Raw genomic sequence first — 15,243 nt, 5'->3', positions numbered from 1 at the left:
GAAACGATAAAACCCTGACGGGAAAACAAGACGTTACACGCGCGGAGGAAGCGATCGGTGGCAGACCCTCTTTGGACTCATGGCAACGGCAAATCACCGGCAGAGTTGCGTCAGATGTTCGGGCAAAACCTGCGCAGCCTGTCACGCGACTATCCGTCGATTTCCAAGCTGTGTCGGGACCTCGGCATCAACCGCACGCAGTTCAACCGCTACCTTTCCGGAGAAAGCTTCCCGCGTCCCGACGTGCTTTATCGCATTTGCGAGTTCTTCGGCACAGACGCGCGGATCCTGCTTGAACCTCTGGACCAGATCGAGCCCGACCACGGTATTCTGAACCATCCCTATCTTGCGGACTATGTCGGCTCGGGCATGAACGACATCCCGCAAGAGGTGTTTCCGGACGGGTTTTACCATTTCTCCCGCCGCAGCTTTATCGAAACCGACCTGATCATCTCCGGCCTGATTTATGTTTTCCGCAAGGACAACCACTGCTTTGCGCGGGCTTACGAATCCAAACAGGCCATGCGCGAGCAAGGCCTGCCCACGGACGCGCCAATTCGTGAATATCGTGGCGTGGTGATGCCTCAGGAAGACGGGGTTGCGGCAATGCTCAGCCATCGTCACACGATGGCGACATCCTTCAACTATCTCAGCCGCGTCGCCAGTTTTCAAAACCACTTCTGGGCGGGCTATGCCACCAGAACCGTGCGTGAAACCGTCACTGGTCGCCGCGCCGCGCGGTTGGTTTATGAACACCTTGGCCATGATCTTGGCACAGTGCTCCAAATTGCACGCAACACGGGCTTCCGGCATCCGGACGAAATCCCGCCCAGCCACCGCAAACTGCTGCAACTTGGGCGTCCCTTCTCCTGATCGCCGCCCCGTAGGCCGCTCCGCGTCACCACAAGTCGCTCTTGGACAAGTGAACCGCCCGCTCGCGCGCTTAGGCTTAACCAAGCCAACGCGGAGAATCGCCATGACCAGCCACCCCACAGACCTCGACGCCGTCCGCCGTCCCGTTGCGCAGGCTCAGGGTCTGCCCAACCCGCATTATACCGACCCCGCCGTTTTTGCCGAAGAAACCAAGGCGGCCCTGCTGTCCACATGGGCCGGCCTCTCTGTCGCAGCAGACGTGCCGGAGAACGGCGATGCCAAGCCGATCTCGTTTCTGGGGATGCCGCTGCTTCTGTTGCGGGACCGCGAGGGCGTCGTGCGCGTTTTCAACAACACGTGCCGCCACCGCGGAATGATCCTCGTCGAAGAGCCGCGCAAAATCGAAGGCGCCATCCGCTGTCCCTACCACAGCTGGTGCTATGCCACCGACGGCCGTCTGGTCACGACGCCCCACGTGGGTGGCCCCGGTCAAAACTCCCATGAGGCCATGAACCGCTCCGAACTTGGCCTGATCGAGGTCCGCAGCCACATCTGGCGCGACGTGGTGTTTGTGAACATCTCAGGCGACGCTCCGGCGTTCGAAGACGTCCATGCAGAGCTGCTGGATCGCTGGAAAGAGTTCGACCAACCCCACCACCACGGTGGGCCTGACAGCCGCTTTGAACTGACTGTGAAAACCAATTGGAAACTCGCGGTCGAAAACTACTGCGAGAGCTATCACCTGCCTTGGGTCCATCCCGGCCTCAACAGCTATTCCCGCCTCGAAGATCACTACAACATTGCCGAGATGGGCCTCTATTCAGGTCAAGGCACCCTCGTCTATCGCCAACTCACCGGCGAAGGCGGCGAATCCTTCCCCGACTTTGCCGGCCTGTCTGAGTTCTGGAATGAAGGCGCGGAATACATCGCGGTTTATCCCAACGTCCTTTTGGGCGCGCAACGCGACCACGCCTTTGCCATCGTGCTGGAACCCGTGGACACAGAAAACACTGTGGAACATATCCACCTTTATTATGCGTCCGAGGAAACAGACGCCGACTTGCGCGCCAAAAACACGGCCCAATGGAAAGAGGTCTTCGAAGAAGACGTCTTTGTCGTCGAAGGCATGCAACGCGGCCGACATGCTCCTGATTTTGACGGGGGCCGCTTTTCGCCCGCAATGGACGGACCGACACATTGCTTCCACGACTGGGTTGCTCAACGCCTGCAACTTTATCGCGCCACGCAGGCCGACGCCGCGGAATGAGTGAAACACTCGAAGCCCGCCTGCTGGCTGCACACGCGGCCCACGACCAAAGCGCGCTGATCCGACTGTATTCAGAGGCCGCACACAGCGCCCAAAACAACACGGCGCGCGGCTTCTACCTCACTCATGCCTATGTTTTTGCTTTGGAATCGGGGGATGCCCGCGCCGAAAGGCTGCGGGCTGAACTAAAGGCCATGGGGCGTGATTAAACCGCGCCCGCCTCTCGCGCGACCTCGCCCGCTGCCTTCACCTGCGCATACAAGTGCCAGCTTGCGTGCCCCAGTATCGGCAGCACGACAAACAGCCCCAAAAACCCCGGCATCATGGCCACAAAAGTCAGCACAGCCAGCAGAACGCCCCAGACAAACATCACTTTGAAGTTCTCCTGCACGAATTTGAAACTGGTGATCATGGCGGTGACAAAATCCACCTCCCGATCCAGCAACAAAGGCAGGCTCAGCACCGTGATCATATAGAGCAACAGCGCGAATCCGGCCCCGACTGCCGATCCCATAACGAGCATCTGGATCCCGTTGGTGGTAAAATAGATATCTAGGGAACTGGACACATTGGTCATCGTCGACAACCCGAGAAACAGCGCGAAAATCATATGGGCAAGGAAAAACCAAAACAGGAACACAATGATGATGATTGCACAGATTGACGGCAACTGCCGCTTGCTCTGACGCATCACAACACCGGTGATGTCACCCCAACTCATCTCTGTGCCATTCTCAAGCCTGTGGCTCACCTCATAAAGCCCAACGGCGGCAAATGGCCCAATCAGGGGAAACCCGATCGCCGCAAATGTCAGCCAGTAGCTCTGCCCGCTGGCCCAAGTGAGCCAAAGCATCGCCCACCCGCCGATCACATAAAACAATGAAAAAGCAATGCCATAGAGCGGCTTCTTCACAAAGTCTCTGGCACCTCTGCGCAGAGCCTCCTTCAACATGGGCATCTCGGCCGCACCCAATGGTGGCACACCCAATTCGGGCGTATCTGCCTGCTCGCTTGTTGGCTCTGCCGCCTCTTGCGCCATAGCTGCCTCTCCCTTTGATCTCCTCAAAGGTGATCAAACCCGCTTTGGCGACGCCAATCAAGTCATTGATAAAGCAAAGTTTCCTGCGCTCTTATGTGGCAGGTCGTTTTCCCGTCCAGTTGGTCGCCTTATGATAGGCCTGCGCGATCTCCAAAACCATGCGGTCTGTGCCCTTGGCGCCGATGATCTGCATGCCCATCGGCAATCCGTTTTCGCCAAATCCAACTGGCACGCTCACCGCTGGCAGCCCCAACAGACTCGCGGGCACCATCACCTGCATCCACCGGTGATAAGTGTCCATTTCCACACCCGCGATCTCCTTGGGCCAGTCCCACTCCGCCGGAAACGGCCAGCACTGCGCCACGGGCAAAACCACGGCATCTACGGTCTCAAACATCTCCGCCGCGGCGGCAAACCAGGCCGAGCGCACCTTGGTCGCGCGATGTAAATCCATCGCCGCCATCTCCATCCCGCGCTTCACTTCCCACTGCGCCTCAGGTTTCAACCGGTCCCGCTTGGTTTCATCCTCATAAAGCGGCGCAAGCTCCCCTGCCAAAGCAAAGGAGCGCAGATCCGCCCAGCTTTCAAAAATCGCCTCTGCATCAAACGGCGAGACCTGATCAGACAGCACCGCGCCCAAGCCGCCAAGCACATCGAAACCTGCGCGACAAAGCTCCAGCACACCGGCCTCCATCGGCATCGCCCCGCCCCAGTCGCCAAGCCAGCCGATCTTCCGGCCGGCTGCCGCACCTTGATCGGGAATATCCCAATCCTGCGCCGCCATATTGAACGGCACGCCAGCCTCGGGCTGCGCCATCACATCCAGCATCACCGCCATATCGCGCGGACTGCGGGCCATCGGGCCAATCGTGCTCAACTGCTGCCAATGGCTTTCAGCCCCGACCTCTCGCGGCACCACGCCCCAGCTTGGCCGAAAGCCGTAGACGTTGTTCCACGCCGCCGGATTGCGCAGGCTGCCCATCATGTCGCTGCCGTCCGCCAGCGCAACCATCCCCGTCGCCAAGGCCACCGCCGCGCCGCCGGAACTGCCACCAGCGGTGAAATCATGCCCATAAGGATTGCGTGTCACGCCGTGCACAGGGTTATAGCTATGAGAGCCGAGCCCAAATTCCGGTACATTGGTTTTGCCAATAAAAATAGCGCCTTGCGCCCGCATTAACGCCACAAAACGGTTGTCTGCCTCAGAGATATTGTCCGCAAAAAGCGGCGATCCCTGCGTGTTGCGCGTGCCTTTGACATCCGCCAGCGCCTTGATCGCAATCGGCACCCCGTGCAGCTTGCCACGCTTGTCCGCGGGCACGGCATCCGCCGCTTTGGCCTCTGCCAACAAATCCTCATCGGCACGTAGATCGACAATCGCGTTCACCGCGATGTTGCGCTCACCAATGCGGGCCAAGGTGGCTTGCATGACCTCCACCGCGCTCAGGCTCCCGCCCTGCAGCGCGGCAATCAGTTCAACCGCATCCCAATCCAGAAAATCGCTCATGTCTGTCTCCCCAGAGTTGGGGAAACGCTATCGCACTCAGGCTCGGAATCAAGCGCGAAGCGCGTCAGGCAAGCGCTCTTATTCGTCGCTCTGCGCGTCCGCGCGGCTCTTGCCAGCCACGTTCATCGCAAGTGTCGCCGCCATAAACTCGTCCAGATCGCCATCCAGCACACCCTTGGTGTCGGCGGTCTCATAGTTCGTGCGCAGGTCTTTCACCATCTGGTAGGGCTGCATCACATACGACCGGATCTGCGCACCCCAGCCCGCGTCGCCCTTGGCCTCATGAAGCGCATTCACTTCGGCACTGCGCGCGTCCAACTCCATTTGATAAAGCCGCGACTTCAGCGCCTTCATGGCAATGTCGCGGTTCTGGTGCTGCGATTTCTCGGAACTTGTCACCACAATCCCCGTCGGGTGGTGCGTGATCCGCACAGCCGAGTCGGTGGTGTTCACGTGCTGACCACCGGCACCGGAAGAGCGGTAGGTGTCAATCCGGATATCCGCGGGGTTCACTTCGATTTCGATGTTGTCGTCAATCACCGGATAGGCCCCAACGGCGGCAAACGACGTTTCCCGCGTGCCTTTGCCAAACGGCGAAATCCGCACCAAGCGGTGTGTGCCGCTTTCCGACTTCAGCCAGCCATAGGCGTTGTGGCCCTTGATCTGATAGGTCGCAGACTTGATGCCAGCCTCCGTGCCAGCCTGCTCTTCCTGCAACTCCACCGAAAAGCCACGGCTCTCGGCCCACCGCACATACATCCGCGCCAACATGCTGGCCCAGTCGCAGGCCTCGGTGCCACCGGCGCCGGATTTGATCTCAAGGAAAGCATCGTTGCCATCGGTCTCACCGTTCAGAAGCGCCTCAAGCTCTTTCTTTGCGGCTTTCTCCTTCAGCGTCGCCAAGGCTGCTTCGGCCTCTGCAACAACCTCGTCGTCCTCTTCCATCTCGCCCAACTCGATAAGCTCAACGTTATCGCTCATCTCGGTCTCGATGGCCTTCACGGTGTCCAGCGAATCCACAAGCAACTGACGCTCGCGCATCAGCTTCTGCGCAGCCGCCGGATCGTTCCACAGATCGGGATCTTCCACCCGCGCGTTGAACTCTTCGAGCCGATAGGCAGCGGTCTCAAAATTCATCCGCTGGCGCAACAGCTCCAGCGATTTTTCGATATCTGCCACAAGGTTCTGTGCTTCAGCGCGCATGGTCCATCCTGCTTCTGTCGGTTCAGATCAGGGTGATAAACCAGTGTGCAAAGGGGGGCAAGGTGCCAGCGCTCAAGCAACCGCCTTTGCTGTAGGGAGACACCGGATATCACTCCATAGTTGGCCTCAGTTCGAGACAGCCCCTCCTTAGCGCGACGAACTTACTTTCCAGTCATCAAATTGAACAACCTGCGTGGTCGCCATCGCATCCCGATAAAGACCAATCCGCGCCATAAGCTCTTTGCCATTCTGATGCGTATCCAGACCTGTCTGCTCAATCACCTTGCGGCCATCGACAAACACGCGACAGGTGCCGTTGGTGTCCGACAGAACAACTTCCATCATAACATCATGCCATTGACCATCATCCAGTTTGACACCTTTCAACCGACGATGATCCGCTTTCGCTTGCCCGCTGCCATAACCGTTACATTTAGCCGCGCCGCTCTCGGACATGTAAACTGCCACCGGAGGTGACCCCGTTCCGCGCGGAGTGTCGCTGAACTTGATCTGCGCAATCATTGTCCGGGTCTTGGTGGGAAACCCACTCACCGCGCGCACCCGAAACGACTGACGAACAACGACATCCTTGTCGTTTAAACGAACCCCGTATTCGGCCCGCTCTTTGCCGTTTTTTTGATCACTGCTGGCGCCATGCATGCCCGCGTGTACGGTCATCGTCAAAACACCGTCTGCACGCGTTGCAGCCTCTGCCGTTGTGTTATGCCGGTGCGGGACTTTCATCTGCGAAGACCCACGGGAAAAATCGGTCCCAAAATCCTTGGCGATGCTGCCCAAAGGCATCGCGACAAACACCACAAGAAGCCACAAACGCAATACCTTCAAAACAAATACCTCCTGACAAAACAGGAGGTATTTGCGCAACTTAACGCGTTGATTTCAAGTCTAAATCCACCGCGTGAAACACGTCTCTCTCAGATCAATACAACCCGCCCGAACTCACCGTGCCAAAGTCAGCCTTCGGCCCCACGATCACCTCGCGGCCGCTCGACGTTGTGACTTCGCGCCCTTGGCTAACCTCGTCAAACAGCGGCAGGTTCGACCCCATGCCAAAACCACCGTCATAAGTGATACCAAACACAGGCTCCTCGCCATCACGGAAGTACTCCGCCACCACATGCGCGCCGCTGGCATCATTGTCCAAACGCGCGCCTGTGTACCGGTCGATTTTGATGAAATGGCCACCGGGCGGCACACGGAATTTACCGCCACCATATTTCTTGATCGCCTCTTCCATGAACTCCTGAAACACCGGACCACAGGTCGTGCCACCATAGGTGCCACGGCCCAACGGACGCGGTCGGTCGTGACCGATATAACAGCCCGCCGCGATGTTGGAGGTAAAGCCTACAAACCAGACGTCTTTGGCTTCGTTGGTTGTACCGGTTTTACCCGCAACAGGCACCGGCAACTTGATCTGACTGCTGGCCGTGCCGCGTGTGACAACGCCTTCCATCATCGAGGTCAGCTGATAGGCGGTGATCGGGTCCATCACCCGCTCGCGGTTGGTCACGATGCGCGGGCTGCGGGTCTCGGGAATGGCAGGATCAGCACAATCGGCACAGTCGCGCTGATCATGGCGATAGATCGTCTTGCCATAGCGGTCCTGTACACGGTCAACCAGCGTCGGCTCCACCCGCTCGCCGCCGTTGGCGAACATCGCATAGGCCGCAACCATTTGATAAAGCGTAGTTTCATCCGCACCAAGCGAGTTCGCAAGGAACTGACCCATGTTCTCATACACCCCAAACCGCTCCGCATAACGGGCCACGGTGTTCATCCCGACTTCCTGCGCCAGACGGATGGTCATCAGGTTCCGGCTCATCTCGATGCCGGTTCGCATCGGGGTCGGTCCATAGAATTTGTTGGTCGAGTTCTTCGGCCGCCACACACCCTGTGGCGTGTCGATTTCAATCGGCGCGTCGATCACGATCGTCGCGGGGCTATAGCCGCTGTCCAGCGCCGAGGCATAAACAAACGGCTTAAAGCTCGAACCCGGCTGGCGTTTGGCCTGCGTGGCGCGGTTGAACACCGTGTCCTGATAGCTAAAGCCACCCTGCATCGCGATCACACGGCCGTTGTTGACGTCCATTGCCATGAACCCGCCCTGCACTTCCGGCACCTGCCGGAACGACCAGCGCACAAACTCGCCGCCGTCATCTTTGGTGATCGCACGCACCAGCACAACGTCGCCCTTCGCAACCAGATCACCGGCCACCTTGGCTTTGCGCCCAAGCGCGCCATCTTCCAGCTGCTTGCGCGCCCATTGCGCGTCTTTGGCTGGCACCCAATGGCCGCCCTCGACCTCATCGATGCCTTCGATGCCAACGCGGGCATCGTTGTTGCCCACGGCCAGAACCACTGCCGGATGCCATTGCCCCTCAAGGTCGACATCACGCGGCACTCCCACACTGGCCAGTGCTTCACGCCACGCGGTTTCATCCTCAAGCACCTCAAGCGGCAGCACCTCACCGGTGCCGCGCCAGACGCCACGCGAGCGGTCATACTTCTCAAGCGCACGGCGCAAGGCCCTCGCCGCAATCTTCTGCATCTCGGGATCTGCGGTAGCCCGCACTGTCATCCCGCCTGTGAAGAACTCTTCTTCACCAAAATCGCGGCTCAACTGACGGCGGATCTCGTCGGTAAAGTAGTCCCGCGGCGGCAAAGCCGACTTGAAGCTGTCAAAATCGCCATTCTGCACCGACCGCAGCGGCAATTCCCGTTCTGCCAGATACACCTCTTCGGTGATGTAGCCGTTCTGGCTCATCTCGCGCAGAACATAGTTCCGGCGGTCCATAACCCGCTCCATGTTGCGCACCGGATGGAACCGCCCCGGAGCTTTGGGCATAGACGCCAAGGTCGCCGCTTCATGCGGGGCCAAATCATCCAGGTTCTTGTTGAAATACGTCTGCGCGGCCGCGGCCACACCATAGGAGTTCTGACCAAGGAAAATCTCGTTCATATACAGCTCGAGAATCTGGTCCTTGCTCAGGGTTTCCTCAACGCGGGTCGCAAGGATGATCTCCTTGATTTTACGTTCGATTCTGCGATCACCGGACAACAGAAAGTTCTTCATAACCTGCTGGGTGATCGTGGACGCCCCGCGCACGCTTTCGCCACGCGACGCCACAGCCTCATAGGCCGCTGCCGCAATACCACGCGCGTCAAACCCGCCATGTTCGTAGAAATTCTTGTCCTCGGCAGAAATGAACGCCTGCTTCACCAGATCGGGAATTTCATCCGCAGGTACAAAAAGGCGACGCTCCTTGGCGAATTCGTCGATAATCTCACCTTCACCGGAATAAATCCGGCTGATAGTCGGCGGCTTATATTGTGCCAGATTTTCGTGGCTTGGCAGTTCCTGACCGTACACCCAGAAAATGCCGCCGATCGACAACGCGACGACGAACAGTCCCATAGTGATAAAGGTGAAGATCGTTCCGAAGAACGAAGCAATGAATCTCAGCACGCGCGCGACCCTCAATTGAGCGTTTTGAGTGTCTCTTATACCTGTTCACCGCGCGGATCAAAACACGATACCGCGCGTCACGCCGAGTTTGACGGTTTCCCCACCAAAGACCCTATGGAACCTTATAAAGTCCCAGCAATTTCACCCGCCGTCCGTCCCTGAGAACAAAGCTGTCACGCTGGGCCTGCGATAGGCTCTTTTGGCGCATGCGTGCCTCGATTTCCTGAGGTGCGGGATCTTTTGGCGCACGGATTTCCTCACAGGATTTTTCCTCCCGCCACAGGGCGTGACTGATCGGACCGGCGGTAAACGACGCGATCACCCCTCCGGGTCCCCCGGAGACTTCGCCATCCAAAAGCGTCTTGATCCCTTCCGCCATCAACTGGGCGCTTTGCGCAAATGTCATGTTGCTCAGGGCTTTCATTTCCTCAGTCGGCGTATCGGATTCCGGCAGGCGGCCTTGGCGTTTCTTGGCGTAATTCAAACACCTATGCGCTTCAAAGACCCAATCGTGGATGACATATGCCGACCCGAACGCCCATGCATTGAACCCCGGAACCCCCTGCACCATTCGCGGCACAGACCCGCCGTCCGTAAAGAAAGCCGCAGGCTCAATCACCAAAGCATCCCCGTCCGGATCCTTCAGGCTCTTGCTGGTAAAACGCAGCGGAGCGGTGGCGTGGGGCACGTAAAGAAACTTGCCGTCCCCCTGTGGCGATCCAAGGGCCCCGCCAACCCAGAAAAGCTGCACCAGCCCTTCAAACTCGCCCCTGCTGACCGAGTCGTAATCCACAGGCGCACAAGCCCCGAGGGACAAAACCAAACCGGCAAAAAACCGCCACATGCCAAATATCCTCAATCCAATTATGGGTATCTGGCAATGAAACGGGCGTCAAAATCAACCCCCGCGTGCGCGACTTCCAAGATACTCCGCCAGCCGCGCCTTCAGATGCGGCACCGCATTTTCCATCCGCAAAAACCGCTCTGTATCAATCATCCGCCACGCCTGCCCCTCGCTGCCAAGGCGCAACCCGCCTTCGTCAAGATCGGGCATTTCCGCGACAAAGAACCATGTGACATGCTCTCCCTGCCGCCCTTCGGCATACCGTTTCTTCCACGTCAGCTGGTCCGGCTCCAGCCGCAGCGCCAGCTCCTCGCGCAATTCCCGCAATACGCAAAGCTCGGCGGATTCACCGCTCTCGCGCCCGCCTCCGGGCAAATCCCACATGTTCGGAAAAGGAATGTCAGGCGTATCATCGCGCAAGATCGTCACCAGTCGCGCCCCCTTAAGGATCGCCACCTTGGCCCCGTCAAAGTCGCTAAAATCGCGCATCGCACCCTCACACCATCTCATGTCTGCCGCACTGCCTCCCAGATGTGCACGGCAGGGTTAATTTTCTACTGCCGCACCAGCGCTTTGTTCGCCTTGTCCTCGATCACCCACGCCTGAAGCCCGTCGCGAATACCCGCCGCCATCGAGGCCCGCCAACCGGGATCCAGCAGATTGGCAAGGTCTTTTTCCGACGACATAAAACCCAATTCGATCAGGATCGAAGGCACATCCGCCGCCTTCAACACGGAAAACGCCCCTTCTCGGCGCGGCTTTTTGTTTACCGATCCTGTGGCGTTTTTGATGCCATGCACCATCAGATTGGCCAAAACTTCTGTCCGCGGTTCGGTTTCCTGCCGCGCCAGATCAAGCAAAATGTCCGTCACCTCGTCATCCGCGCCCGACAGGTCCACACCCGACAGAATATCCGCGCGATTGTGGCGCTCTGCCAAAAGCGCCGAAGCCGCGTCAGACGCCTCTTCGGACAGAGTATAAACCGCTGCCCCCTGCGCATGGCCCTGACTTAGGCTGTCCGCATGCAGCGAGATAAACACATCTGCGCCAAGCTGGTGCGCCAGCGCTACACGGCCCTCCAGCGATACAAATACATCCGCATCCCGCGTCACATGCACTTCAAAGCCACCCGCACGGCGCAGCGTGTCTCGCAACTCTCGGGAAAAGCTCAACATCAGCGCCTTTTCCTGAACCCCATCCCGCTCGGCCCCGGGATCAATGCCACCGTGACCGGGGTCCAGCAAGACAACCGTCGGCGCCCATTCCGGCTTGGTGCTACTGGCAACACCATCGGTTTCCGGTTTTGGCAAATCCCAACGCGGATCATAAGGCGCGCCTGCACCCTTTGCGAAGTCCTCCGCCGTCCCGGGTTCCAACGTCACCGTCAGAACCGCAGCCCCTGCGCCATCCTGAACCGCCATCTCGGCGCTTTGCACCATCAAAGGCGCCTCAAGATCCAGCACCATCCGGCTCCAGCCCGGTCGATAGCCACCAAAGCGCACTGCGCCCACACCCTGAGCTGATCCAAGGTCCGCCGCTTCGGTGCTTCCCCAGTCCACTTCTCGAAAATCCAGAACCAAGCGTCGCGGCTCATCCAGATGAAACATTCGCCAAGGCACCCCTTGGCTCAGACCAAGCTCAAGCGTCACCGCTCCGCGCCAGCCCTCCGTCAGACCGCTTTTGTTGGCATCCAGCCGCGCCAAGGCGGAAAACTCCTGCGCATGGGCCGCAGCCCCCAGCAACACAGCCATCACCAGTGCAAAGAATTTGCTCATGATCCCTCTCGTCAAACCTCTAACGGGCAGTTTGGCGCAGCCTACACGACCTCCCCTGTCGACACCACTCCACAAGAGGCCCGCACAAATCCGTTGGCGTTAACCGCCCCCTAAACAATCCGTTCTATGCCGAACCTGAAACAGACAGATTAATGGCCCGTCGACCTATGGGAAAATGGCTCTCGATTCTCTGCGTGTCGTTGTTCGCCGCGCTTCTGGCCGGATCCGGAACCATGGCACGGGCAGACTACGCCAATTTTGACGCCACTGGCCTGCTTGATGACAGCACCGCGACGCTTGTTCTTAACGGCCCTTGGATGTTCGCATGGAACCAACTCCTGCCCCCCGAACAAGCCGTCCAAAGCTTTAAGGACAAGGCCTATCCGGTCATGCCTGTGCCGTCCAACTGGGCAGGAAAACTTCCCAAGGACGCGACCAATCCGCGCGATCACGGCGTGGCAACCTTCGTCGCGGCGCTGTCTCTTCCCGAAATCCAAGAGGCAGATCTGGCATTGAGTATGGGCGTCGTCCACGACGCCTACAGAGTGTTTTGGGCACCTGCGGACACCCCTCACAACGCGGTCCTGATCGCGCAGGAGGGCAACCTCACCGGCGACGCGCTGGCCGCCCAACGGTTTCTAAACCACGCTTTGCCGGTCTCAGGTGACGGCTTTCTGGTGTTTCATGTGCGAAAAACCATGTTTGCTTGGGGCGGCATCTCAAAGGCGCCCTTTGTTGCTCGTGCGACCACTGCACAGCTTTCGAACAACCGCCGGTCGCTGCTTGCCGGTCTGACGATCGGGATGTTGCTTCTGATCATGCTGCGAAACGTGATGCTTTATGCCTCCAAACTCCGCGAACCCGCCGCAGGATTGCTGGCTACGATCACGTTCTTTGTTATTTTGCGCGCGCTCGCCGTCGAAAATCTTCCAGAAATGTTCTTTGGGGCGCAATGGCATGGCCTGCGCATGCGAATAGAGATTGGGCTGGTGCCGGTTTTGGCCTCTTGGGTTCTGATCATGCTTGAGGTTTTGTTTCCGCGCCCGACCCGCCGCCGGCCGCGCCGGCTGTTGCACGTTGTTCTGCACCTGATCGGCGCCACAGCGCTACTGGTGCCGCTGGACCGCATTTCTGATGTGCTCATTGTCGCCCAGATCGCCGCCGTAGTCAGCTTCATTCCCGGCGTTCTTCATATCGCTTCTGCCCTCAGATCCGGCAATCGCGAAGCCCGTATTCTGGGCATCTCAACACTGCTCTGTCTGGGGGCGGGCATGAACGACATTTATGCTTCCGTCAGCGATACTTACGGAGCCTTCCTAATCCCACTCAGCGTGGTGTATCTGATGATGATCCTCAGCCAGATCATCGGCAACCGCGCCTCGGTGGCCATCGCCCGAACCGCCCTTTTGGAAGCCGAGAAAGAGCAACTGTCGCGAGACCGCAACGACGCAATCTACATGTCACGCCACGATCACCTCACAGGCCTTCTGAACCGGCAATCCTTTGACCACCATTGGGCGCGGAACTGGCTGGATGCAGTTGAGACCAAACAACCACTCACCGTTGTTTTGTTTGATATTGATCACTTCAAATCCATCAACGACACCTACGGCCATCCGACCGGAGATGCCGTGCTCAAGGCTTTGGCCCACCGGCTCACCGCATTCGATCTGCGCAAAACCGATCGCCTTTGCCGCTATGGCGGAGAGGAATTTGCTCTGATCCTGCCCAATTGTAGTACCGCCGAAGGTGTCGCCACCGCGGAACGCCTGCGCAGCGCCATCGCCAGCCGCCCATTGCTGGATGATCCGCAAATCTCCGTCACCTGTAGCTTCGGTGTTGCCGCAACCAACCGCAACTTCACCAAATCCGCCGAAACTTTGCTCAACGGCGCAGACGCCGCGCTCTATTCCGCCAAAGCCAATGGCAGAAACCGAGTCGAGACCTGCTCAGGCCGCCCCTAACCGGCTTCCAGTATCCGTTGCCCAAGCCGAATCCGACGCGCAAACTCACATCAGAAAATCCCTGTAACTATCTGAAATTAGATAATTTATCGAACCTTAGACATGAAAGTCCCCAGCCGTGCCAACCCTTCGGCAATGTCCTCGGTCGCGCGCGCATATGAAAACCGCAACGTGGTCGCCCCGCGCACGGGATCGAAATCCAACCCCGGGGTGACGGCAACACCGGCCTCGTCCAGTATCCAGCGCGCAAAGGCGCGGCTGTCGTCGGTGTAATCGCTCACATCCACGTAAAAATAGAATGCCCCATCCGGCGGCGCGAACTTGTCAAATCCCGCCTTTGGCAAGCCCTCGATCATCAGCTGGCGATTGGCGCGATAGACCGCCATATTGGCCTCCAACTCCTCGTGACACTCCATTGCCGCCAAGGCTGCTACCTGCGAGGCATGGGGCGCGCAGATAAACATGTTCTGCGCCAACCGCTCCACCTTGCGCACATGATCCTGTGGCACCACCATCCAGCCAACGCGCCAGCCGGTCATGCTGAAGTATTTGGAAAACGAGTTGATCACATAACAGTCGTCCGTCAGCTCAAGCGCCGTCACCGCCTTCGCCTCGTATTCAATGCCGTGATAAATCTCGTCGCTGATAAACGCCGCATTTTTCTCGCGGCACAAATCAATCAGCGCGCCCATAGCCGAACGATCCAGCATCGTGCCTGTCGGATTGGCAGGTGACGCCACCATCAGCCCCTCAAAACCCATTGCCTGCAAATCATCCGGCACCGGCTGCAACCGGTTTTCCGGCACGCTTGGCACGTCAATCGGCTGCAAACTCAACGCTTTCAAAATCTGGCGATAACTCGGATAACCCGGTGCCCCGATGGCCACGCGGTCACCCGCGTCAAACAACGCCGTAAACGCCAGCAAAAACGCCCCGCTGCTGCCAGATGTCACCACCACCCGCGCCGGATCCAGATCCACACCATACCAGTCGCCATAAAGCTGCGCGATTCGCGCCCGCAACGCCGGAAGCCCCAGCGCCACCGTGTATCCCAAGGCGTCATCACCCATCGCCTCGGCCAGCGCGGCCTGCGCCCCTTTCGGCGCTGCTGTGCCTGGCTGGCCCACCTCCATATGGACAATCCGACGCCCGTCCGCCTCTGCCTGACGCGCCGCTTCCATCACATCCATCACAATGAAGGGATCAACCGCCCCACGCCTTGAGTTCCGCATCGTTTTGCTCCCTATTGGCCCTCATGTGGTTTCATCCAAAAACACCTGC

General features: G+C 58.7%; 13 protein-coding genes. 4 read left to right on the top strand and 9 right to left on the bottom strand.

All coding sequences use genetic code 11. The features are described from left to right. Window positions 1–57 precede the first annotated feature (57 nt). The 3 genes from BM069_RS02110 to BM069_RS02100 all read left to right on the top strand — a co-directional run bounded on the left by BM069_RS02110 (window position 58) and on the right by BM069_RS02100 (window position 2,349). Window positions 58–873 (top strand): helix-turn-helix domain-containing protein, encoded by an 816-nt coding sequence (locus BM069_RS02110; protein ID WP_342028831.1) that lies wholly within the window; start codon window positions 58–60, stop codon window positions 871–873. A 103-nt stretch (window positions 874–976) separates the two neighbouring features. Then, window positions 977–2,140, top strand: coding sequence for an aromatic ring-hydroxylating oxygenase subunit alpha (locus BM069_RS02105; protein WP_093319648.1), 1,164 nt, complete (start codon window positions 977–979; stop codon window positions 2,138–2,140). Beyond that, window positions 2,137–2,349 carry a hypothetical protein gene (locus BM069_RS02100; RefSeq protein ID WP_093319645.1) on the top strand — a complete coding sequence of 71 codons (213 nt, stop codon included), beginning with the start codon at window positions 2,137–2,139 and terminating at the stop codon, window positions 2,347–2,349. Before BM069_RS02105 ends, BM069_RS02100 begins: the two co-directional genes overlap by 4 nt. Here the strand turns inward: BM069_RS02100 and BM069_RS02095 are convergent. The 8 genes from BM069_RS02095 to BM069_RS02060 all read right to left on the bottom strand — a co-directional run bounded on the left by BM069_RS02095 (window position 2,346) and on the right by BM069_RS02060 (window position 11,998). Further along, entirely contained in the window at window positions 2,346–3,179 is an 834-nt protein-coding gene (locus tag BM069_RS02095; RefSeq protein WP_170846651.1) for a DUF2189 domain-containing protein, read from the bottom strand. The two genes, BM069_RS02100 and BM069_RS02095, sit on opposite strands and share 4 nt — an antisense overlap. A gap of 91 nt (window positions 3,180–3,270) precedes the next feature. Continuing rightward, entirely contained in the window at window positions 3,271–4,686 is a 1,416-nt protein-coding gene (locus BM069_RS02090; protein WP_093319643.1) for an amidase, read from the bottom strand. A gap of 78 nt (window positions 4,687–4,764) precedes the next feature. Next, entirely contained in the window at window positions 4,765–5,889 is a 1,125-nt protein-coding gene (gene prfB / locus BM069_RS02085; RefSeq protein ID WP_093319640.1) for a peptide chain release factor 2, read from the bottom strand. A gap of 147 nt (window positions 5,890–6,036) precedes the next feature. Continuing rightward, complete coding sequence (locus tag BM069_RS02080; RefSeq protein ID WP_139216119.1) at window positions 6,037–6,735, bottom strand: heparin lyase I family protein; 699 nt, start codon at window positions 6,733–6,735, stop codon at window positions 6,037–6,039. A 94-nt stretch (window positions 6,736–6,829) separates the two neighbouring features. Continuing rightward, complete coding sequence (locus BM069_RS02075) at window positions 6,830–9,379, bottom strand: penicillin-binding protein 1A (protein ID WP_093319635.1); 2,550 nt, start codon at window positions 9,377–9,379, stop codon at window positions 6,830–6,832. A 112-nt stretch (window positions 9,380–9,491) separates the two neighbouring features. Beyond that, window positions 9,492–10,223, bottom strand: coding sequence for a hypothetical protein (locus BM069_RS02070; RefSeq protein WP_093319632.1), 732 nt, complete (start codon window positions 10,221–10,223; stop codon window positions 9,492–9,494). A gap of 54 nt (window positions 10,224–10,277) precedes the next feature. Next, window positions 10,278–10,712, bottom strand: a complete 435-nt coding sequence (locus tag BM069_RS02065) for an NUDIX hydrolase (RefSeq protein WP_093319630.1) — start codon at window positions 10,710–10,712, stop codon at window positions 10,278–10,280. 65 nt (window positions 10,713–10,777) lie between these two features. Further along, window positions 10,778–11,998: an N-acetylmuramoyl-L-alanine amidase gene (locus BM069_RS02060; protein ID WP_093319627.1), complete on the bottom strand. Its 1,221-nt coding sequence runs from the start codon at window positions 11,996–11,998 to the stop codon at window positions 10,778–10,780. Window positions 11,999–12,150: 152 nt separating this feature from the next. Between BM069_RS02060 and BM069_RS02055 the strand changes: the two genes are divergently transcribed. Beyond that, the gene (locus BM069_RS02055) at window positions 12,151–13,962 is read left to right on the top strand and encodes a GGDEF domain-containing protein (protein ID WP_093319625.1); all 1,812 of its coding nucleotides are present in this window, start codon (window positions 12,151–12,153) and stop codon (window positions 13,960–13,962) included. Window positions 13,963–14,048: 86 nt separating this feature from the next. Here BM069_RS02055 and BM069_RS02050 read toward each other — a convergent pair whose 3' ends face one another. Next, window positions 14,049–15,194, bottom strand: a complete 1,146-nt coding sequence (locus BM069_RS02050; protein ID WP_093319622.1) for a pyridoxal phosphate-dependent aminotransferase — start codon at window positions 15,192–15,194, stop codon at window positions 14,049–14,051. Between the last annotated feature and the right edge of the window lie 49 nt (window positions 15,195–15,243).

The organism is Shimia haliotis, from assembly GCF_900114415.1.
In the GTDB taxonomy this organism is placed as follows: Bacteria; Pseudomonadota; Alphaproteobacteria; order Rhodobacterales; family Rhodobacteraceae; genus Shimia; species Shimia haliotis.
This window is presented reverse-complemented; position numbering and strand designations above follow the sequence as displayed.